This window comes from Paenibacillus sp. YIM B09110 (assembly GCF_037167145.1).
GTDB lineage: Bacteria > Bacillota > Bacilli > Paenibacillales > Paenibacillaceae > Pristimantibacillus.
On the sequence record NZ_JBANSP010000001.1, the window covers coordinates 417,944 to 439,880 of the forward strand.

General features: G+C 51.8%; 16 protein-coding genes. 2 read left to right on the forward strand and 14 right to left on the reverse strand.

Going from position 1 to position 21,937, the window contains the following annotated elements:
- The first annotated feature begins 225 nt into the window (after positions 1–225).
- Positions 226–2,214, forward strand: a complete 1,989-nt coding sequence (locus tag V8F51_RS01830) for a transglycosylase domain-containing protein (protein WP_337098324.1) — start codon at positions 226–228, stop codon at positions 2,212–2,214.
- 118 nt (positions 2,215–2,332) lie between these two features.
- On the opposite strand, the gene V8F51_RS01835 is transcribed toward V8F51_RS01830, so the two are convergent.
- The 9 genes from V8F51_RS01835 to V8F51_RS01875 all read right to left on the reverse strand — a co-directional run bounded on the left by V8F51_RS01835 (position 2,333) and on the right by V8F51_RS01875 (position 14,789).
- Positions 2,333–3,412 carry a LacI family DNA-binding transcriptional regulator gene (locus tag V8F51_RS01835; RefSeq protein WP_337098325.1) on the reverse strand — a complete coding sequence of 360 codons (1,080 nt, stop codon included), beginning with the start codon at positions 3,410–3,412 and terminating at the stop codon, positions 2,333–2,335.
- Positions 3,413–3,426: 14 nt separating this feature from the next.
- Entirely contained in the window at positions 3,427–4,713 is a 1,287-nt protein-coding gene (locus V8F51_RS01840) for an ABC transporter substrate-binding protein (protein ID WP_337098326.1), read from the reverse strand.
- A complete protein-coding gene (locus tag V8F51_RS01845) occupies positions 4,710–6,581 on the reverse strand; it encodes a cache domain-containing sensor histidine kinase (RefSeq protein ID WP_337098327.1) in 1,872 nt (623 codons plus the stop codon). The genes V8F51_RS01840 and V8F51_RS01845 overlap by 4 nt, the downstream gene beginning before the upstream one ends.
- A gap of 36 nt (positions 6,582–6,617) precedes the next feature.
- A complete protein-coding gene (locus tag V8F51_RS01850) occupies positions 6,618–7,379 on the reverse strand; it encodes an SDR family NAD(P)-dependent oxidoreductase (RefSeq protein WP_337098328.1) in 762 nt (253 codons plus the stop codon).
- A 261-nt stretch (positions 7,380–7,640) separates the two neighbouring features.
- Positions 7,641–8,525, reverse strand: coding sequence for an ABC transporter ATP-binding protein (locus V8F51_RS01855; RefSeq protein WP_337098329.1), 885 nt, complete (start codon positions 8,523–8,525; stop codon positions 7,641–7,643).
- Between the two features lie 3 nt (positions 8,526–8,528).
- Positions 8,529–11,414, reverse strand: a complete 2,886-nt coding sequence (locus tag V8F51_RS01860) for an ABC transporter permease (protein WP_337098330.1) — start codon at positions 11,412–11,414, stop codon at positions 8,529–8,531.
- Between the two features lie 93 nt (positions 11,415–11,507).
- Positions 11,508–12,542: an efflux RND transporter periplasmic adaptor subunit gene (locus tag V8F51_RS01865; RefSeq protein WP_337098331.1), complete on the reverse strand. Its 1,035-nt coding sequence runs from the start codon at positions 12,540–12,542 to the stop codon at positions 11,508–11,510.
- Complete coding sequence (locus V8F51_RS01870) at positions 12,517–13,209, reverse strand: ABC transporter ATP-binding protein (RefSeq protein ID WP_337098332.1); 693 nt, start codon at positions 13,207–13,209, stop codon at positions 12,517–12,519. Before V8F51_RS01870 ends, V8F51_RS01865 begins: the two co-directional genes overlap by 26 nt.
- Positions 13,210–13,838: 629 nt before the next feature.
- Positions 13,839–14,789, reverse strand: coding sequence for an AEC family transporter (locus V8F51_RS01875; RefSeq protein WP_337098333.1), 951 nt, complete (start codon positions 14,787–14,789; stop codon positions 13,839–13,841).
- A 308-nt stretch (positions 14,790–15,097) separates the two neighbouring features.
- On the opposite strand from V8F51_RS01875, the gene V8F51_RS01880 reads away from it, so the two are divergent.
- On the forward strand, positions 15,098–15,901 hold the full coding sequence (locus tag V8F51_RS01880; protein WP_337098334.1) for an aminoglycoside N(3)-acetyltransferase: 804 nt from the start codon (positions 15,098–15,100) through the stop codon (positions 15,899–15,901).
- A 30-nt stretch (positions 15,902–15,931) separates the two neighbouring features.
- On the opposite strand, the gene V8F51_RS01885 is transcribed toward V8F51_RS01880, so the two are convergent.
- The 5 genes from V8F51_RS01885 to V8F51_RS01905 form a co-directional block, all read right to left on the reverse strand.
- Entirely contained in the window at positions 15,932–16,222 is a 291-nt protein-coding gene (locus V8F51_RS01885; protein ID WP_337098335.1) for a hypothetical protein, read from the reverse strand.
- A 74-nt stretch (positions 16,223–16,296) separates the two neighbouring features.
- On the reverse strand, positions 16,297–17,241 hold the full coding sequence (cysK, locus tag V8F51_RS01890) for a cysteine synthase A (protein ID WP_337098336.1): 945 nt from the start codon (positions 17,239–17,241) through the stop codon (positions 16,297–16,299).
- 30 nt (positions 17,242–17,271) lie between these two features.
- A complete protein-coding gene (locus V8F51_RS01895; RefSeq protein WP_337098337.1) occupies positions 17,272–19,098 on the reverse strand; it encodes an ABC transporter ATP-binding protein in 1,827 nt (608 codons plus the stop codon).
- Positions 19,082–20,836 (reverse strand): ABC transporter ATP-binding protein, encoded by a 1,755-nt coding sequence (locus V8F51_RS01900; RefSeq protein ID WP_337098338.1) that lies wholly within the window; start codon positions 20,834–20,836, stop codon positions 19,082–19,084. Before V8F51_RS01900 ends, V8F51_RS01895 begins: the two co-directional genes overlap by 17 nt.
- A 25-nt stretch (positions 20,837–20,861) precedes the next feature.
- Positions 20,862–21,752, reverse strand: coding sequence for a carbohydrate ABC transporter permease (locus V8F51_RS01905; RefSeq protein WP_442956392.1), 891 nt, complete (start codon positions 21,750–21,752; stop codon positions 20,862–20,864).
- Positions 21,753–21,937 lie beyond the last annotated feature (185 nt).

A 21,937-nucleotide genomic window follows, 5' to 3' on the forward strand; every position in this document is an offset into this window, starting at 1 on the left:
CCAATATGGAATTATGCAAGTTCACCCATTCAAGCCAATTTACGGCTACTCGCCCCCTCCCCCCTGCCGAACGTACTAAAAATCGTTCCCTCTGCCGAAAGGTATAACGTATGAAATACAGCATGAATACGATCATGGGGGAACGAGATGGAGTCAATAAAGAAAACAACATACATAAGAAGAAAGGTCATAAAAATAGTAACCGTTTTGTTTTTGGTCGTCTTTATGATGACTGTAGCCGCATGGGTAGCTTTCCGATTGCTCGTCGGCGCTCAGGATATTGGTCAGTTGGAGACTCCTCTTCCGGCTGCGACCATCGTTTATGACAAGGATGGCAAGGAAGCAAGCCGAATATCGTTTAATAAAATAGAGGAAATAGATTACGCGAGTATTCCGGCCCAACTCGTCCATGCAGTCATTGCCATCGAAGACAAACGGTTTCTAGCGCATGACGGCATGGACGTCCGGGCAATCGGACGCGCTTTTTGGACGAATGTATCCGCGGGCGGTACGATGCAAGGCGGGAGCACGATTACGCAGCAGCTTGCGAAAAACGTATTTTTGTCTCAAGAACGAACGTGGTCGCGGAAATGGAACGAAGTGCTTTTGGCGAAAAAAATTGAAGAAAACTACAGCAAGGAACGTATCATGGAAATGTATCTGAACCAAATTTATTACGGAGAAGGAGCCTGGGGAATTAAACGGGCGGCATACACCTATTTCGGCAAAGAGGCCGATCAGTTGACCGTCGCCGAGGCGGCTTTGCTGGCCGGACTTATTAAAGCGCCTTCGGCACTTACACCGTATAAGCATTTAGAGAAAGCCACGGAGCGGCGAAACCTTGTTCTGAAACAGATGAAGGAGCAATCTTTCATTGACGCCAATACTTACAATGAAGCGGTTAAGGAGCCGGTTACGTTATTAAGCGCTAAGCCTAACCGGGTCGACGATATCCGGTTTCCCTATTACGTGGATCAAATGATTCGCGAAGCAATGACGCAGTACGGCTTATCGGAAAATGAAGTGCTCCTCGGCGGGCTTCGTATCTACACGGAGCTGGATCAAGGCATGCAGCAAGCAGCCGAGCAAGTGTATGCGGAGGAGTCATTGTTCCCGCAAAGCAAGGAAGATCAATTGATCCAGAGCGGCGCAGCTTTGGTAGACCCGAGGAGCGGCGGCATTAGAGCGCTCATAGGCGGCAGGGGCGAGCAGCCGTTTCGCGGCTTTAACCGCGCTTCGCAGCTTAAGCGCCAGCCCGGCTCTACGATCAAGCCGATCGCCGTCTATACGCCGGCATTGGAAGCGGGCTATCGTCCGATGGATACGATCGTTGACGAACCGATTAACATTGGAGGTTATGAACCGCAAAATGCCGGCGGGGGCTATCACGGGAACGTTACGCTGTACGAAGCGCTCATTAACTCTTATAACATCCCGGCTGTTAAGCTGTTGAACGAACTCGGCATCGACAAAGGACTGGACGCGGCCGGTCGCTTCGGCATTCCATTGACCTCTGAGGATCGAACGCTCGGCCTAGCTCTTGGCGGTCTGCATGAAGGCGTATCGCCAATGCAAATGGCGGAGGCGTTCGGCGTATTCGCTAATGATGGCGTGAAGACGCAGGCACATTCGATAACGCGTATCGAATCCGCAGACGGCATTCTGCTGGCCGAGGCATCTAAGCCGGAAGGCACGCAGGTAACGGAGCCCGGCATCGCTCGAACGATAACCGCCATGCTAGAAGGAGTCGTTCAAGAGGGTACAGGCACCGCCGCTGCTTTGCAAGGACGCCCGGTTGCCGGGAAATCGGGGACGACCCAAATGTCGGGAGCAACCGAGCAAGGCGCCAAGGATAACTGGTTCGTCGGTTATACGCCGCAGCTTGTCGGGGCTGTGTGGCTAGGCTACGACCATAGCGACAGCACGCATTATTTAACGACAACTTCGAAGGCTGCGGCTGCCGTATTTCAAGCTTTAATGGAGCAAGCTCTTAAGGATGAGCCTGTGCTGGCCTTTCCGCCCGCGCCTTCCGATATGTGGGGCAAGAAACAGAAGGAAGAGAAAACGGAGCCTAATTCAGACAAACCATCCAAAAATAAAGAGAAGAATAAAGAGAAACGGGATAAGAATAAGGAAAATAAAAAGGACAATAAAAAATCAAACAAAAACGATAAGCAGAAGAAAAAAGAGCGTGAACGAGACCGCGATCGCTGAGCTCGTAACGACATTTCGTCTGCCATTATACCGCCGTTTATAAAAAAACAGTGTTGGCCGAAGCTGCTGCTTCATGGCCAACACTGTTTTTTTGTTCATCGCACAGCAGCTGCTGCTGCTACTGCTGCTTCACTCCGCTCTTCACATGCGCAGTCGAATCGCGATACAACAGCTCGCTCGAGAGCAATATTTTCTCGATCGGCGCTCCCTTTTTCACGATTCGTTCCATCAATCGCTCGACCGCGCGTCTTCCGAGCGCCTCCTTCGGCACATGCACGGTCGTCAGCGCAGGCTCCATCCGATAGGAGTCTTCGATATTATCGAAGCCTGTAACGGAGATGTCGTCAGGCACGGATATGCCAAGCTCCTGCAGCGCTCTGACCGCACCGATGGCGATCATATCATTGGCGCATATAAGCGCGGAAGGAAGCTTGCGAAGCTTCTTGCGCTTCATGGCCCACTGCTTAATCTGCTCCTCGAACGCGTCATGCTCATATCCTTCAACTCTTAGCAAATAATCATCGCGTTGCTGCTCGGCGCCCTCCTGCTCCTCAATCGCACTGCGGAAACCGAGGAAACGATCTTGGAAGCTGCGCGAATACCGGATATCGCCTACGAAACAGAGCTGCCTATGGCCGATGCCGATTAGGTTCTTCGTAAGGCGGTACATGCTCTCGAAGTTGTTGGCGAATACAGCATCGCTTGGAATAAGCATATCCTCATGATCGACGAGCACCATAGGCAAGCCGATTCGGTGCACTTCAAGGAGCAGCGACGTCGAGATTTCACCTACGCCGACCAGTCCAAGAATACCGTTCGGGTTCAGAAAATGAAGGAAGTGCTCGACGCTTTGCTCGGATACGATCACCATCCCCAGTCCAGCCTCTTCCAAGCAGGTAGAGATGCCGTCAAGGATGCGCCCCCAATAAAGCGACTCCTTCGTCTGAAAGCGGATATTCGGCATAAGGACGAGCACCGATTGTTTGCCAGAAGCCGGCACCTTAGGCAGCTGCTCCAAGTTCATCGACTTCACGTATGCATTCTTTTGGGCAAAATACCCGAGCTGGGATGCGGCACTGATCACCCGCTCCTTCGTGGCGTCGCTAACGCCCCCCTTGCCCGAAAGCGCTTTGGATACGACAAACTTCGATACGCCTAAGTGATCGGCGATTTGCTGCATAGTTACCTTCTTTGACATCGGTTATGCTCCACCTAACTTTTTGATATGTTGCGCGCTTCTTTCCAGCGCTTGTTGTACTCGTCGAATGCCGATTGCAGGCTAGGAGCCGCAATCCATTCCTGAATGTAATCGCCGGACCAGAACGTCATCTGAGCGGCGGAGGCAATCTCGAGCAAAGTATCATTCGGGACGCTTTTCTCCAGAAACTCGATGTCGAACGACAGGAACTCCTTGAATTGCGGCAGCATCGGCTCCTTCGAATTATCGACGGGCAAGAAGCCGGAATCGTCCACATATCCTGAATTATGGACAAAATAATCGACCCATGCCTCGGCCAGCTCCTTGTTCGCGCTGAACTTGCTGACGCCTACGAACCAGTCGGGACTTAGCGGTGCGAACCGCTTATCACTGTTGTCGTAAGGGAATGGGAATAACCCGATGTCCTCAGCATCCGCGCCCGCAGCGATGACTTGATTAATGACCCAATTGCCCATCAGGTACATGCCGGCACGACCCTCGGCAAGCTCGCGCTTGGAAGCTTCCCACTGGTTGGACAGCAGTTGCTCCTCGACATACCCTTTATCAATAAGCGTCTTAACGATCGTAATCGCTTGACCCCAAGCATTGTCGATCGTCCACGGCTCATCGGTCAATACCATTTCGTTCAAATATTCCGGGTTGCCCGTCATGTAGCTGACGAGGTCTTCACCCCATGTCATGAGCGGCCACTGCGCGCCATAGTTCAGGAAGACGGGCACGACGCCCGCTTGCTTCAACTTCTCGCATGCCGCATAGAACTCATCCAGCGTCGTTGGCACTTTCGTTATGCCTGCCAGTTTGAACGCTTCTTTGTTGTAGACGATGCCCGTCGTCGATGCGCCAGTCGCAATGCCGTACCGCTGGCCGCTATACGCCTTGAAATCGGCGAACCGTACATTCTCGAACAAATCCATGCTAAGCGGTTCAAAATAATCAGGCAGCGCCTCATTCTTAATGCTATTCGGCACTAGCAGCACATCGCCGATCGTCCGCGTCGACAGCCTGACCATAATGTCGCTTGCATAATTGGTAATGCCTTCGAACTTGACCGTGACGCCCGGATGCAGCTTCGCGAAGTCATCGGCATATTGCTGGAATACGCCGTTCTCGATCAGATCGACTCGATTGGTCAGCACCTGAAGCGTAACGGGCTCCGTCTCTGTCTTCGACTTGTCGGTTGGGGCGATATTGTCCGGATTGCCGGATGTGCCTTGCCCGCATCCTGTAACGAATACGCCTAATAATATTGAGATAACGAACAGAAGAGCGTATTTATTCATTCCGCTTCTCTCCCAGGTTCAAATGGAAGCTGCAGCACGACTTCCGTACCGTGCCCTAGCTGGCTGTATACTTTCAGTCCATAGCCGATGCCGTAATGGAGCTTAATTCGTTCATTCACGTTCTTGAGTCCGATGCCTCCGGACGTACGTATGGATACAGTCTCCTCGCCGCCTGCAAGCGAACGGTTAAGCCGCTCGAGCGTATCGTCATCCATGCCGACTCCGTCGTCCTTAATGTGGACAAGCATGCCCTGCATCGTCACCTCGACATGAAGGGCAATCGTCATGAGCGGCTTGGAGTCGTCCATGCCATGATAGATCGCATTTTCCACGATCGGCTGCAGCACAAGCTTAATGATCGGATATTGCTCCAATGGCTTATCCAAGCCGCATTCGAGGACGAACCGATTCGGATATCGGTAATTCAGCAGCTCAACGTAATTGCGAACATGACCGAATTCTCTCGACAGCGTCACCTCTTCATGCAGATCGCTTATGCTGTAGCGCAGCAGCTTGCCTAATATTGAAATCATATCAGCGGCCACCGGATCGTCGTTCAGCTCTGCCGCCATGCGGATCGATTCCAAACTATTGTACATAAAATGCGGATTGATCTGGCTCTGCAGCGCTTGAAGCTCCGCTTCCTTCTTCTTCGTCTCCATTTCGTAGATGTCGCTAATGAGCTGACTGATGCGCACGATCATCCGATTGAACTGATTGCCGAGCTGACCTACCTCATCTCGCGACTTAACCGGAAACTGGACGTTGAAGTCGCCTTCCTGCACCGTCTTCATCAGCCTCATCATCTTGCGCAGCGGATTCGTAAGCGCGAAGGAAAAGAACGTCGATATGAGCAGCGCCACCAAAATGGTAATGAAGGTCGCGATCCAGGTCACGTTACGGATGACGACCGCATCCTTCGTCAACTCGCTGACCGGTATGGAGGTCATTACTTTCCAATTTGTATTGGGAGATGTCGTATAAATATTGAGACGCTTCACGCCGTCCTGCTCATCGTAGAAGCTACCTTTGGCTCCGACCGCTTGCAGGACGGCAGGGTCGTCCTTAATATTGGTTGAAATGCGCTGCCGGTCGGTATCATAGATAACGTTGCCGCTCTCGTCGATAATAAGCGATTGACCGCTCGTCACCTTGTCCAGCTCGGCGATTTGGTCCTCGATTACGCTAATATTCGCGTCAACCGCAATGACACCGATCGGTTTAAGCGATTTGTCGATAACTTTGCGCACGACCGAGAACGCATATTTCTCGCTTTGCAGGTTGCTCGTATACTTCTGCGTGCTGAACAGCTTCGCTTCGCCACCCGATGCCTCAACCGCTTCGCGCCAGTAGTCGTAGCTCTCCTTGACGTTAGACCGGATGCCGCCGGCCGCCGCTTGGAAGTAGCTGTTGCCGAACTGATCGAAAATATATACAGAGTTTGCGCCGCGCTTAATCGTATTAATGAAAGATATATTGCTTTCGATACCCCGTTGAATGGAGAGCAGCGTATTGAAATCCTCAGGAATCGATTTGCCGCTTTCCCCGGCCGCCTGCTTGCGCTGCTCGTAATAGCTGTTAGAACGAATCAAGTTTTGCTTGATATCGTCCTGATAGGCTGGGATTGAAGTGATGCGTATCATATCCTCAATGTAATCGTCGACCCGCACCATCATGTTTTCGAGCATTTTCGTCGAGTATACAATCGTCTTCTGCTCGATCGACAGCGAATAATTCGTATAAGAGATATAGCCAATGAAGGCTAAGGGCAGCGTAACAACGAGCAGAAAGACGACTATCAGCTTGCGCTCCATTCTCATATCGCCAAAAATCGACCCGACGCGCCAGAAGCGCCTGTTCAGCCTCATTGCTCGATTCCCCCGTTGCTTTGCTTAGATGATAAGTTAGATGGCTGGCATTACGTTTCCGCCGTTCACAGGGATGTAAGCGCCTGTTATGAAGCTCGCCATATCAGATGCCAAGAACGCAACCGCATTGGCGATTTCCTGATCCGTTCCTCTGCGCTTCAGCGGCACCGTCCGTTCATAGCTCTCGCTATGCTCCGTATGGTTCTCTCGGTCGCGGTCGCTGATCGTCCAGCCCGGCGCGATCTGATTGACCGTAATCTGGTGCTCCCCGACTTCCTTCGCCAGCACGCGGTAAATACCGTCCATGCCGCGCTTGCCAGCCGTATAGGCCGATTGCCCTGCGAAATTCTGCATTGCGCACTCGGTGTTGATCCCGATCATGCGGCCTTGCTTGCGCTCGATCATTGCCGGAACGAACGCCTTCGCCAAATAAACGCTTTGCATGACGCATGATTCGAACTGGCTGACGTAATCATCCGCAGCCTGCTTCAGAATGCTCGTCCACTCGTATTGAATGACGGCATTTGCAACGACGATATCAATATGCCAGCCCTGCCCGTCCAAATAGTCCTTCATATCGCCTATTTGCTTCTCGCTCGTCACGTCTGCCTTTACGATGAGCGCCTGCACGCCAATTTCCGACATTTCCCTTTGAAGCTCTTTTGCCTTTAACTCGTTACTGTTATAATGAAGAACAATGTTAGCTCCGCATTTGGCAAGCGTTCTAGCCATCACGCGTCCCAGATCGCCGGTCGCTCCTGTTATTAATGCCGTTTTGTTTGTGAGATCAAGCTTCATATCGTACGGACACCGTCCCTTTATTAGTTAGTAAGTAATTTGTTATATATTTTATTATTAGTTATGCTATCAAAAAGTCAATGTTTTTATGTTCAAATCTCACTCTTTCTGTTCTCCTCGCGTTTCCTAACGTCCATCGATGATCGATATACCACCTCATAGCCTCAGATAGCCCATGAAGCTATGAATCACTACCAAACAATAATGGCAGTCAGAAGTCTCGAACACGAGCTCCTGACTGCCATTGTTTTCGCTTAGGGCTTATTCCTTTTCCTTCGCTTCCGGCGGCAGAAGGACGATACGTCCTTCTCCCAACTCCAGACGCAGTTTATTCGAGTTTTTGACGCCGATCGATTCCAGGTAGCCCGCAGGCACCTGCAACCTTCCAGCCTTGTCAAGAATCGCATACTCGACATGCGTTTCTTCTGCTTCAGTCTCTTCGAGCTCGGCAAGCTCTTCCGCGTAAGAGCGTCTCCGCAGCATTTCGGACGAGATTTTACCATCTCTTATCGCCGCTACACGGTCAACCTTCTTCGCCAGCTCCGGATCATGCGTGACAATTACGATCGTAATGCCGATCGTCCGATTGAGCTCGCGGAACAGATCAAGGATTTGGTTCGACATCTTGGAATCGACCGATCCGGTAGGCTCATCGGCAAGCAGCAGCTTCGGGTGGTTAGCCAGCGCGATCGCAATGGCAACCCGCTGCTGTTCACCGCCGGAGAGCTGATACAGCTTATTGTTTGCGCGGTGGCTTAAGCCAACCGCGTCGAGAAGCTCCTTCGCCCTCCAGCGCTTGCGCGCTCCCGTTAGCAGAATAGGCAGTTCCACGTTCTCCTGCGCAGTTAAGTACGGAATAAGGTTGCGAGCGTTGTTCTGCCAGACGAAGCCGACGCTTTCCCGCTTGTACTTTACGAAATCCTTCTCCTTGAACTTCAACATATCTTTGCCGTCGACCATCAGCTTGCCGGCGGTCGGGCGGTCGAGACCGCCCAGCATATTAAGCAGCGTCGATTTGCCGCTGCCGCTGTTGCCGATAATCGCCATCAGCTCGCCGCTCTCAACGTGCAGATCAAGCCCTTGCAGCGCGAACACTTCCAGATCGGCCGCTTTGTATATTTTCACTAGTCCCTCGCAATGAATCACTCGTTAGTCCTCCCCTAGCTTGATCGCTTGATGAATACGCAGACGGGACAGCATATAGGCCAGAATAACGAGGCCTACCAGCAGCATGATGCCGACCAGCGTATAAATACGAACCAAGTCCGAAGCTTCGAACATCACTTTGAAAGGCGGAACGAGACTGCTCGGATTGAACGCAATTTGGAAATTCGGCACGTACAGCTTGCTCGCCAAGTTGCCGATGCCAACACCGATAAGTACGGCTACGCCAGACGTGAACAGCTGCTCCACGGCCAGCATGGTAATAAGCTGGCGAAGCGATAGTCCAATCGCTCGCAGAATACCGTTCTGCAGCGTGCGGCCGCGCAATGAAAGCACCCAATACAGCAGGAAGCCGATGAAGCTAACAAGAATCGAGAGCACGAAGCCGAGCGTCAATACGCCGTTAAGCGCCATCAAGAACGGATCGTTTTTGGCGGTTGCCAGCTCCTCGCGCGTGTTGACGATTTTCGTAATCGACATCTTCTGTTCGGTAATTCCTTCGTAGAAATCGGCGGTCGGCGTTTCCGTATCGAGCTTAATCCACACATCGTAAGGCTCAAGCGCCAGTTGTACCTGAATTCTAGGCAGATGGCCGACGATAAGCATCGGACCGTTGCTAAACGAGTCTTCCTTGCTGGCGTCGACACTGCCGATCGGAGGGTTCGGATTGAACGTCGGGAAGTATTCGATAATGCCGTACACCTTGAACGGCTGCTGCGGCACATCCTCCCAGCCAACCCAGATCGTGTCGCCTGCCTTCACATTCTTCTGCTTCGCCAGCGTGCTTGAGATAAGGACCGCCGTAGGATCAGCTGCAATCAGATTTAAGTAATCGTTCAACGGATAGTCCAGCAAGCTGTCTCTGAACCAAGTCGTATTGCCAAAATCGAACGTATCGATGCCCATCAGCTTCGCTACGCCCGATTGATCATTGACGGAGAAAGCAGCTTCGTTCTTCGTAAACACTTTGGCTGCATGCACGACTCCCGGAAGCTTCGTGAACGGATCGAATGAAGGCTCTAAGTAATGAATGACCGGATCCGTTACCAAAGCGGCAGTCGGGCCAGATGGAGCCCCAGGCGGCGGTGGCGGCGGCGCGTCATTGATCCATTGCTGGGTAAGCACCATTTCCGCCCCATTGCCGTATTGAATACGGTCTTCCGTATTATTGTTGATCGTTCTTGCCGCCGAAGCGCTGAACACGCCCGTTGCAATCGTCATAATAAGGAAGATCATTAGAAATTGATACTGGCTGCTTGAGCGCCCGACCTGAATGAGCGTCGCGTAGACCGAAGGCGGCCACCACTTCTTCCCGATCCAATAGACAAGACGCAGCACCCAAGGGTAAAGGCGAAGCAGCAGCAAGCCGCCGCCCATGATGAATAAGGCAGGAACGACGAATTGCAGCGGATCGATCGTCAGATCGCCAGCATTCAGACCTAGGCTTTGAAGATCGGCAAGCCTTTTCTTGAACGTATTAAGTCCGTACAACGCCAATGCGATGGCAATGACGTCAAGAAAGATTTTGTGCCATAGCGGCGACTTCGTCAGCCTTGCCATCTGCTGCTTGTGACCGACAATCGTTACTCTTGTCGCAAGAATAATCGGGATGAGCATAATGAGGAAGCATGCCCCTGCCGCAATCGCGCCGTATTGGTAAGCCTCATTCGTTACCCGAACAGGCAGTCTTACCCGCTGCACGAATTCCAAAAATCCGCTTGATGCGCCCAGCACCTCTGTGAGCACCATGCCCAGCCACGGCCCAAGGCCAAAGGCAATCCCGCTTAGCAACAAGCCCTCCACGGCATAGGAGGTAACGACCTGCCATCTTGCCGCGCCGCGGCTGCGTAATACGGCAATTTCATTCTTTTGACGATCTGCAATCAGGTTCGAAACCATGAACATATAGAAGCCAAGCATAATGAGTACCGGAACGTTAAGCGACCACATCAGCGTACGCAGCTGTTCGGCTCTCTCCATATAGGTCGCGATCGCTTCAAGCGCCCTTGATTCGGATACCATCTGGTACATCGTCACGTTCTTCAACATCGTATCGCGAATCATGTTGCTCGTTGCAATGAAGTCATCCACATGCTGGAGCTCCATCTTCGAGTAATCGACGACTATGAACCAGCCTGCTCCTGCTATAGGGATAATGTTGTCCTTCAACATCTGCTGATAAGCGAACTGATCATTGATGACGAAGCTGTTCGTCAAGTCGCTTAAGTCGGTATCTCTAAAGTAAGCATCGTCATCCGCAAGCTTTTCGAACGTGCCTACGACCTTCAGCTTGATCGGCGCCGTTATTTTGTCGTCTTCAATAATGAAGATCGAATCAATGACCGTCTTATACTGAATGAGCGCTCTCTCCGTTAACAGCACCTCGTACACGCCGTCAACCGGCTGCGCCGCAGGCATGCGCCCGTCCGAAATCTTGATATGTTTCTCGAAGTCGGTGAAGGAGCGAAGCGCCACGCTCTTCACATTACGCTTCGTATCCGGCTCGGGATCGTTCTGAGGCCGGATCTTGAACGACTTCGATTGCAGGTCGGTGACAACCTCCTGAACAGGAAGCTGGAAGCCCGGAGCTCCTTCCTCCTTAATAAACTTGCTAACACGGTTATAAATTTGATTCATCTTATCAGGCGTTTCTTTCGTGAAAAACAACTTGGAATAATGAGTCCCGGGATAAGTGCCCGTCTTCGTCTGCATCGTCTCCAGGTCCTTGACGAGCATGCGGGACAGAATCGCTTCCGAATAGATCGGCATGCTGCTGACCAGGGCGACGGACATTAACAAGCCGATGAATAAGCTTGCGACGAGCCACTTGTTCTGGACCATCTTGCGTAATATCATGACAAACAAAGCCACTCGAAAACCTCCCACAAAAACAAGCGTTCACGGGCTAACGCCGTGTTACATCGGCAAAGCCGTCTCTCACATTTCATTCTTCATCACAGCAAGTTACTGCAACACAACGATAGTCCCTTCTTCAAGACCTTTCGTAATTTCGATCTCTGTCGATCCCTTAATGCCTGTCTCGACGTCGATCTCACGTACTTTATTGTCCTCGTCCAGCGTCCGGACGAACGTTCTGCCTAGGAAGTTGCGCAAGCCGCTGCGCGGAATCTTCAATATATCCTCGCGGTGCTGCAAGATGATCTTCACGTCCGTTAATGAGCCGATTTTAGCTCCTTCCGGCAACGTTGGCATTTTGATATAAACGGTCTTGGAATACCGCTCAAGCAACTGAGGATTAAGCGTCTCCGGCGCAGATGAAGGCGTTTGCACGACTTCCGCTTCAATAGTCTGCGAACCGAAGATCACTTGTGCCGGGTAGCCTACGTCTACGCTGCTCATTGATGTCGCATCCTCGACACGAAGCGCTACACGCAACTCATTCGGATCGGAAATAATGACAAGCGTTTGATATGGCTCGACATAATCTCCTTCCTTCAATTCCTCAACGAAAGTGACTTGACCGTCCATACCCGCTACGAGCTGTTTGCTATTAAACGTGCTAAGAAGCCGTTCATACTTAATCGTATCAATTTCAAGCTGCAAGCTTGCCAGCTTCTGATCGTCGGTATTATTATTTAACGTAGCATTCTTCACCCATATCTTCGTCTTCGCAAGCGCAAGCTCCAGCTCCTTCAACTGAACATCGAGTCCATCGAGGTTCAATTGAATAAGCACATCGCCCTTCTTAACCTGGTCTCCTGCATTAATGTTTACCTTTAGAACTCTTCCGCCTTGACCATTGAACTGGACAAGCTCTGTATTCGTCGACTCTAAACTTCCGCTACCGTTTATTTCCTGAGAAATACTGCCTTTCTCCACGGTGACCGTACGGTAATTTTCTTCGGCTGGCTTGACGAGCGGCGGCTTCAGCGCCTCTTCCTCTGCAGGCAGCAGCGAGCAACCCGTTAACGATGCGCCGAGCAGCAACGCACATGATATACCGAGCAAAGGTTTAAACTTTTGCAACAATTTGTCCATCCTCCAATTCGTAGACATGATCAACGATTTCCATAATGGCAGGGTCGTGCGTCGTCATAATAATCGTCATTCCGGCGTCCTCGACCAGGTCGCGAAACACCTTCATAATTTGCAACCCCGTTCGACTATCCAACTCGGCAGTAGGCTCATCCGCAAGCAGCAGCTTCGGCTTGTGAGCAATTGCCCTAGCAATAGCGGTACGCTGCTGCTCGCCGCCCGACATTTCGAAAGGACGATGATGCATGCGCGACTTCAAGCCGACTTGTTCAAGCGCTTGCACGGCTGCGTCCTTGCGTCCGCTCGCCGGAAACCCTGATACACGCAATATAAACTCGACGTTCTCGTAAGCGGACATTAACGGTATGAGAGCGAAAGACTGGAAGATCAGGCCCATCTCCGTTCGCCGCACTTGATCACGTTCCCGATTCGACATAGCCGTCAGATCGCGCCCTGCAAAGTGGATCTGTCCTTCTGACGGGCGATCAAGCGCGCTAAGCAGATTGATTAGCGTCGTTTTGCCCGATCCAGAGCGGCCCTTGAAAGCAATCAGCTTGCCGGAAGGAATGTGTAGGTCAACACCCTTCAATACCGTAACCGCCCCCGTACCCTTTCCGAAGGTACGTTTTAAAGCGTTTGCATGAATCATAGCGTCTGTTGCAGCCTGCATCGTTCTACTTACCTCCACATTCCGAGAATACTAGACATTATTTTACTATAAAACGCTTACAGTATTGTCGCTTCCATTTTAAACCTATTCTACTAATCCAACAAGCAGAAATAGCTGCACTAGTAGTATAATCGAGTGATAATCCGAAATACATGTCACAATGCTTTATATTTATGTTTTAATAGAAGCTTTTTTGGCTGCCTCCCCCCGCTCCCATTTGCGTTTATTTCATCCTATCATCGCTTAATTTGGAAATAAATAAGAATTTCACAGCTTATCAGGTGTTTTCTTAACCTCTTTAAGACTGTCCGGACATTCATTTGGCTTGCTTAGATGTATTAGGTTTTTGATTGGATTTCATACAGTCAAAGGACTAGGAACGAGAAGATAGCAGAGTTTGATTGGATTCTGTACAGTCAAATGGACGATAAAAGTAGACTGAGAGCTAAAATGCTGGTTTTGGCTGTATGATGTCCACTCAAAAGTCACGCCACGGGCGATTGTAACCGATTAGACTGGTTGAAATACAGGCAAACGTAACAAAGACTGCATCGACAATCTCCTCTTTCACAAAAAAAAGCCGCCGAGGGCATAGACGCTGCCCCGGTAGCTTCGATTGCAAATGGTGCTCATATATCCAGATTCAAAAAGAAGATGACGACTGTGACGGTAATCATACTGATTAAAGTAGATACGAATACCGACTGCGAGGCGAATTCGGCTTCATTGTCGAACTCTACCGCCAGCAGCACGCTGCTGAGCGAAGTCGGAACGGCCGATGATACGATCAGCGCCGCCGCCATCAGCTTGTCGAGCTCCATCGGCTTGATGAGACCCATCGTCCATACGATCAGCCATGCAAGCAACGGACCCGCAACCAGACGAAGAACGCCGGAAATGCTGACGTCGATCGCAAGCGAGCGGCTAATTTTCCACTCCATATTGCCAAGCTGTACGCCTAGTGTAATTAGCGCCGTACCGATGAACGCCTTGGATAAATAGTCGATCGGGGTAGCGATCGGTCCGGGAATCGGAACGTGCAAGCCTCTTAGAAGGAAGGCGAGCGGAATAATATAGATGATGGGCATAGACAGAATCGTCTTCATAATAGCCCGCATATCCGCTTTGTGAGCGTTAACGTTATAAATGCCGTAAGTGTTCGGCACGAGCGATTGCATCATCATGATAAGCACTTGAATGGCTAGCGTTCTCTCGTTGCCGGAGAAGGCCAATTGATTCAGCGGTATGCCGTAGTTCGCGCTATTGTAGAATAAGACGCTGTTGCGCATGGCGCTTTTCATGCTTGGCTTATAACCTCTGGCACGCACAACCGCCTCTACGATGATATATTGCGCCGCCATGAAGACGACGAAGAAGGCGAGCACCTGATAAATGACTTTAGCTGAAATTTCCGTCTTGTAGAGTAGATCGAACATAATCGCAGGCGAGAACAAATAGAAGTTCAGCTTGGACAACGTCTTAATATCGAGCGAGAAAGCCCTTTGGATAATGATGCCCAGCCCGATCATAATGCCCATCGGCAACACGTTCGTCAGTAATATATGTATGAAAATATCCATAGCTGCATCTGCTTCTTTCTATTAGGTACTCGCATGCCCCCCGTAACTGGGGAAGCAGCGACCGCGCATAGCGTGCTTCTATTATTCTAGGGGCAGCGGCCTGTTTAGGCAAGGATTCGCGTTGCAATAATCCCGTTGCCGTGCTCCGCCGTTTCCCGTATACTGGTAAATACGAGAGTTAATCACACAATTTATGGGCAATGCTTTTCCGGTTTTACCGGAGACAACCCCTCTAATCTAGAGGGGTTGTCTTTTTTTGTGCCCAATTAAGCCGAATTTGTCCAATTCAAGAATGGAGGAGCTTAGTCATGAAGGAAATCAACACCACTCGATCAATCCTAACGAAGGAACAGCTTACCCGGCAATTGATAAACTGCGGCGTAGCGGAAGGACAATCGATCATCGTCCATACGTCCTTAAGCAGCATCGGTTTTGTCGTAGGAGGGGCCGAAACGTTAATACGTGCGCTCCTTGAGATCGTCGGAGAGGAAGGCACGCTTATCATGCCTTCCCAAACGTGGAAAAATCTCGATCCAGAGAGCGGCGTCCACTGGGAAGAACCCGCCGAATGGTGGCCGATCATAAGGGAGAACTGGCCCGCGTACGACAAACATATCACGCCGGCCATCGGCATGGGCGCGGTAGCCGAAATGTTCAGAAGTTGGCCGAAAGCCCATCGCTCCGATCATCCAGCCAGATCATTCGCGGCCATAGGAAAGCACGCCGAATACATAACCAAGGATCATGACCTAAGCAATATATTTGGCGAAGGCTCCCCGATCGCCAAGCTTTACGAGCTGGATGGTTTCGTGCTCCTTATCGGAGTCGGCCATGACAAAAACACGTCCTTGCACTTGGCTGAAACGCGGGCGAGCTTTCCATCCAAGCGGTTCGTCGACGAGAGCAGCGCTATCATGACAAGCGATGGACGAAGATGGACGACCTACAGCACCCAAGTCGTCGTTGATGACGATTTTGTCCCGCTTGGCTTAGCGTATGAGCAACAATACGGCATCCCTATTCATAAGGTCGGTGACGCCGCCGTCCGATTGCTCAAGCAAAGGCCGCTTATCGACTGGGCCGTTGACTGGATGCAACTGCATCGCCGATAACGCAGGTAGCGATGCACTCATCCAGATCCGCTACCCCACAGCCGGCGCCGCAAGCGACCAGAGGTAGAGCAGCAGGCCGAAAAGAAGCGCGTATTGCTTCGACTTCCGATTCCGCTTATTCGGCCTTGCAACGATAAACAATCCGATAAAGAAGCCCAAGGGCAGCTTAATGTCGTTCAATCCTAAGGAAAAAGCGCCAATGAAGGAATATACGAGCAGCTTCAGAAACAAGCCGTTCTCATCCTCCTGGCGCTTGCGGTAAATGAAATAGACGACGAATACGCATAGCGCTAATGACAATAGCCATACCATCATCAACATCCCCCATCCCTCCTACGCAGTAACTGAATGACTACTACTTACTACTTACTACTACGTATGGGAGAGGGCGGAAATTACAATTGTTGTTCTTCTTGATACAATACCGTCGACAAATAGCGCTCTCCGTTGCTTGGAATAACGGCGACGACTCGTTTGCCTTTGCCAAGCCTGCGGGCAACCTCCAGTGCTGCATGGACCGCGGCTCCCGAGGAAATACCGCCGAGAATGCCTTCCTCGCGTGCGACGCGGCGCGAAGCCTCGAAGGCTTGCTCGTTCGTCACTTGTATAATTTCATCGTACACATCGGTATTCAATATCGAAGGGACGAAGCCGGCTCCAATGCCTTGAATCTTATGCGGACCGCTCGCTCCGCCTGACAAGACGGGCGAAGCGGAAGGCTCGACCGCCACGATATGAATGGACGGGAAGCGCTCGCGAAGCACCTCGCCCGCGCCCGTAATCGTACCGCCCGTGCCGATGCCGGCCACGAAGGCGTCCAGTTGACCGTCCAGCGATTCGATCGCTTCGATAATTTCCGGCCCCGTCGTCTCGCGGTGGATTTTCACATTCGCTTCGTTATCGAACTGCTGGGCAGGATAGTAATGCGGGTTGCGCTCCCGTATTTCCTGGGCGACCCGAATCGCCCCCTTCATCCCTTCCGCACCAGGTGTAAGCACTAGCTCCGCGCCGAAAGCTTTAAGCAGGCTGCGCCGCTCCAGACTCATCGTCTCCGGCATAACGATGATCGATCGATAGCCGCGGGCTGCCGCAACCATCGCGATGCCGATACCCGTATTGCCGCTTGTCGCTTCGATGATCGTATCGCCGCGCTTCAGCTTTCCTTCCTTCTCCGCCTCGACAATAATGCTTAGCGCAATCCGGTCCTTCACGCTGCTGCCGGGATTGAAAAACTCCAGCTTCAAATAAATTTCCGCGCTATCCTCCGGCACGATTCCATTCAGCTTGACGATCGGCGTTCCGCCGATTAGCTCTGTAATGTTCTGTACAGCTTTCACCATGCTCTTCTCCTCCAATTTCACAGTAATTGATTAACCAGCCTCATGCATCGATTTGCCTTGCGAATGCCGATACAGCTCCTCATAATAGCCGCCGATATCGACTAATTCCGTATGCGTGCCTTCTTCCACGATCTCGCCTTTCTTCATGACGATAATACGATCGGCTTGCATAATCGTCGATAGCCGGTGTGCGATAACAATCGTCGTCCGTCCAGCCGATACGAGCTGAAGCGCCGACTGGATCAACTGCTCCGTATGCGAATCAAGATTGGCGGTCGCTTCGTCCAAAATTAATATTTTCGGCTCGAATACGATAATGCGGGCGAAGGAGATAAGCTGCCGCTCCCCTGCGGATAAGCCGCTGCCTCGCTCCGACAGGCGCGTATCGTAGCCGTCCTTCATTTGACGGATCAATGAATCGGCCCCGACGAATTCGCATGCTTGAATGACGGCCTCGCGAGTGATCGTTTCATCGAATAATCGGACGTTATCGAGTATCGTGCCGGAGTATAAGTACGGCTCCTGCTGCACTAGACCAATGACGCGATGCAGCGATGCTTGCGGAATATCCCGAATATCGGTGCCGTCTATCGTCACTTTTCCTTCAGACACGTCGTAGAACCGGCACAGCAGACTGATTAACGAGCTTTTGCCGGCTCCGGTCGTGCCAACTATGCCGATCATGCTGCCAGCCTTAATATGAAGATCAAGATTACGTATAACGGGACTGCCTCCTCCGTAACCGAAAGTTACGCCGTCAAAGCTAATATGTCCCTCAACGGATGCAGGATCGAGCGGTTTAGCGTCCTTCCGATCGTCCACTTCCGGGTCGATCGCGAAGATGCCCCAAATCCGGTTAACAGCCACCGTCGCCGATTGCAGCGTGTTCCACTGTTGCGTAATCGTATTAATCGGTTGGAAGAATTGGCGAATATACGTGATGAACGCATACAAGACGCCGAATTCCAGATCCGATCCGAGCACCGCTTTGCCGCCGAGCCAAGTGACCAGCGCAATTGAAATATTGCTTAATACTTCGAATGAACGGTTGAACAGCACGTTCGTACGTATCTCGCGCACGTTCGCTTGGAAGTACGAATCATTCCGCTCCTTGAACTGCTTGCCCTGCTCCTTCTCCTGGTGGAACACCTGGATCAGGTTCATGCCCGACAAGTTCTCCGCCGTGAACGCCACGAGACGGGACAGCCGCGTCCGCGCCATCTGGTACGTCTTGCGCATATACGAGCGGAAGCCGATCGCGATAAGCGCGATAACGGGAAGCAAGATCAAGCAATACAGCGTAAGCTGGACGTCGAGCTGGAACATGAGCACGATGATGAACACGAGCGTCATGCCGTCTCTCAGCAGGCTAAGCAGCACCTGATTGAAAAACTGGTTGATCGCCTCCGTATCGCTCGATACATGCGTAATCAAGCTGCCGCTCGGCACGCGGTCGAAGTAGGACATGGACAGCTTCGAAATATGCTCGAACAGCTGCTTGCGAATGCGCGCAACAATGCTTTGCCCTGCATACTGCAGCACGTTGTTCTGCATGTAAGTGAACAGCAGGCTAAGCAGCGACAGCCCAAGGTAGACGCCGCCAATGACCAGCAAACCGCTATAATCGCCATTCCCACCGATCAGCTTATCGTCTATGGCGATCTTTACAAGGTACGGCTGAAGCAGCTCCGCCGCAATCGCAATAATCGTAAATAAGAATACACCGAGAAAAGCGAGCCAGTGAGGCTTCGCATAGCCCCCAAGCGCCCGAAACGTCGATATATATTTTGGTTTCGCTGCCGGCTGGCTAAGGTCCGCCTTCTGATCCATCTGCCAGTTGTTAATGGCCTGCGGCATGCTGACTTCCCTCCTCTTGTATCGCATGAAGCGTCTTGTACAAGCCTTCCTGCGCAAGCAATTGCTCATGCGTCCCGCGTTGAACGATTTCTCCGTCATCCATCACAATGATTTCATCCGCATGCTTAAGCGCGCTGATACGGTGGGCGATTATAATCGTCGTCTTCCCTTTGCGTCCTGCCCGGATTGTCTCAATAATATCCGTCTCCGTCACTGCGTCTACGGCGCTGACGCTATCATCGAGTATCATGACCGGCGAATCCTTAATAATGCCCCTTGCCAGACTTGTACGCTGGCGCTGGCCGCCGGATAATGTGACGCCGCGCTCCCCGAGCTTCGTCTCGAAACGGTCAGGGAAGTCGATGATGTTGTTATAGATTTGTGCTTGCTTCGCAGCTGCCTCAACCTCCGCAAGCGAGGCGTCACGGCGGTAGAATGCGATATTCTCGCGTATAGTCGTGCTGAATAAGAAGCCGTCCTGCGGCACGTATGCGATCTGACCGCGCAAGCTCTCCAGCGTCAGCTCGCGAATGTCCGTACCGTCGAACCAAATCGTGCCCGGCGGCGCATCGTAAGTACGGAGCAGCAGCTTCATGAGCGTTGTCTTGCCGCTGCCCGTTCTGCCGACGATGCCAAGCGTCGTGCCCGGCTTAATCTCTAGATCGATATTGCGCAGAGCCGGCCTTGAGGACTCCTCGTACGCGAATGTAAGGTCGCGAACATAGATGCCCGATTCGCGGAAGTCGAGCGACAACGCATCCTCAAGCTGCCTGATATCCGGCTCGTTGCCGAGCAGATCGTTCAGACGCGCCAGCGACGCACGCGAGCGCTGCATTGTATTGATGACGTTGCCAATCTGCTGCAACGGGTTCATTAGCATCCGAATATAAAGCGTCAGCGCAACGAAGCTTCCAAGCGAGATTTGTTTTGTAATCGTCAAGTAACCGCCCAGCGCAAGTGCGATCACGAGCGACAGAGAACCTAGGAACGGAATGAGCGCCTGGAAGATCGACGATACCCGCACCAGCCTCAACTGGTTGTCGCGAATCCGGTCTACCGTCTCGCCGAAGCGGCGGTTCATAATGCCTTCTACAGCGAACTTCTTCGTGACGCGAATGCCGCCGAACTGCTCCTCCGCCGATTCCGTCATCGTCCCGAGCGACTCCTGCACGGACATCGACCGTTTGCGAATGACCGGACCGAACTTCGTCACGATGACCGGAATGCTAAGCAGCGGCAAAATGCAAGCAATAATTAAGTAATAAGGAATATCGCTAAGGAACAGCATCGTAACGGTAGATATGAGCAGAATTGTCGCGCCAGCCGTTTGGTTTACGCCCATCGAAATGGATTCGCGCACGCTCGTCACATCGTTCATGAAGTAGCTGAGCAGCTTCCCTACGCCGTTCTTCGAATAGAACCGTTCGCTTAAGCCCGTAAAATGCGTGAACAGCCGGCGCCTCGTCAGAAACTCGAACAGCCTGCCGACGTACATGACAAGGTATTGTGCGAGGCCGCCGATTAACGCGAAGCCAACGCCGATGCCAAGCAGCAGCCAGCTGTAGCGGATGACCGAATCGGTCGTCAAGCTTCCGCTCTCCAGCTCGTTCGTAAAGTCGCCAAGCACCTTCGGAAAGTTAACTTGAATGATATTGGCGATAAGATGGAACAGAATCGAGAACATGTAAATATGCCAGGTCTGTCTGAAAAAATCGGCTAACAATCGCGGTGATTTCAATTCCGTATCACTTCCTACCTTCGAATTACTCGACTAGCCCGGTACGCTCCACGCCCTCGACGAACCAGCGCTGCGTGAACGCGTAAAGCACGAGCAGCGGCAAAATAATGAGAAAAGAAGCAGCCATCTTAAGCGGCTCCACGAATACCCGCAGGCCGCCTTGATCCGACTCCATGCTAAGCGAAGCATTAAGCTTCGCCATCCCGACCGACAACGGTACATCAGACGCGCCAAACATATACATCGACGGAAAATAAGCGTCATTCCACGTCCATACGAAGGAAAACAAGAACACGACGATGATAGCCGATCGCGAGATCGGCAGCATGACGCGAAAGAAAATGCGAAATGCCCCTGCTCCATCTATTCGCGCCGCTTCCTCCATTTCCTTCGGCAGCGTCCCAAAAAACTGTCTGAAAATAATGACGAACAAAGCTCCCTTCAGTCCATGCCCAAACAACGCAGGCACGACCATCGGCAGCACCGTATTGATCCATCCGAGGTCCTTGAACATCAGAATCGATGGCAATATCGTCACTTGGGGCGGCATGATGAACGTGAACAGCAGCGCGGCGAACCACAGCTTCTTAAGCGGAAAATCGAGCCTTGCGAACGCATAGCCCGCCACCGCGCACGAGAGTACCTGCAGCACCGCGACTAACAGCGAAAGCCCCGAGCTGAGCGCGAAGCTGCCCGCGTAATGAAGCATCCGGAACGCCTCGGCAATATGCCCCCCGTAGATCGCGCTTGGCACCCAAATGACAGCCGGGTCAAGCAAATCGCCCGCATTTTTCACCATTGTCGTTACCATATAAAATACGGGCTTCAAATAAATAAATGCTACATCGATGAGCAGCACGTACATAAACAGCCGGAACAACAGCCCTCTATCAGCTTCCCGTCCAAGCAGCCTCATTCTAAGCCTAGCCAGCTTCCCCACGCTCCTCCACTCCCTTCTTGTATCGAGCTGTCCGCTTCCCTCAGCCCTTCGTCGGCAATAACGGGATTTTCTCCAGTTATTAACCGAGTTTGGACGCCAAATTGGCGATTTACAGGAAAAACTCCCGTTATTAACACGTCTACTGCCCTAAGACTTGATTT

Excerpts from the sequence above, each read along its gene's own strand:
- V8F51_RS01830 (WP_337098324.1), top strand. The coding sequence starts at position 226 with ATGATGACTGTAGCCGCATGGGTAGCTTTCCGATTGCTCGTCGGCGCT.
- V8F51_RS01835 (WP_337098325.1), bottom strand. The coding sequence starts at position 3,412 with ATGTCAAAGAAGGTAACTATGCAGCAAATCGCCGATCACTTAGGCGTA.
- V8F51_RS01840 (WP_337098326.1), bottom strand. The coding sequence starts at position 4,713 with ATGAATAAATACGCTCTTCTGTTCGTTATCTCAATATTATTAGGCGTA.
- V8F51_RS01845 (WP_337098327.1), bottom strand. The coding sequence starts at position 6,581 with ATGAGGCTGAACAGGCGCTTCTGGCGCGTCGGGTCGATTTTTGGCGAT.
- V8F51_RS01850 (WP_337098328.1), bottom strand. The coding sequence starts at position 7,379 with ATGAAGCTTGATCTCACAAACAAAACGGCATTAATAACAGGAGCGACC.
- V8F51_RS01865 (WP_337098331.1), bottom strand. The coding sequence starts at position 12,542 with ATGGACAAATTGTTGCAAAAGTTTAAACCTTTGCTCGGTATATCATGT.
- V8F51_RS01870 (WP_337098332.1), bottom strand. The coding sequence starts at position 13,209 with ATGCAGGCTGCAACAGACGCTATGATTCATGCAAACGCTTTAAAACGT.
- V8F51_RS01875 (WP_337098333.1), bottom strand. The coding sequence starts at position 14,789 with ATGGATATTTTCATACATATATTACTGACGAACGTGTTGCCGATGGGC.
- V8F51_RS01880 (WP_337098334.1), top strand. The coding sequence starts at position 15,098 with ATGAAGGAAATCAACACCACTCGATCAATCCTAACGAAGGAACAGCTT.
- V8F51_RS01885 (WP_337098335.1), bottom strand. The coding sequence starts at position 16,222 with ATGTTGATGATGGTATGGCTATTGTCATTAGCGCTATGCGTATTCGTC.
- cysK (WP_337098336.1), bottom strand. The coding sequence starts at position 17,241 with ATGGTGAAAGCTGTACAGAACATTACAGAGCTAATCGGCGGAACGCCG.
- V8F51_RS01895 (WP_337098337.1), bottom strand. The coding sequence starts at position 19,098 with ATGCCGCAGGCCATTAACAACTGGCAGATGGATCAGAAGGCGGACCTT.
- V8F51_RS01905 (WP_442956392.1), bottom strand. The coding sequence starts at position 21,752 with ATGAGGCTGCTTGGACGGGAAGCTGATAGAGGGCTGTTGTTCCGGCTG.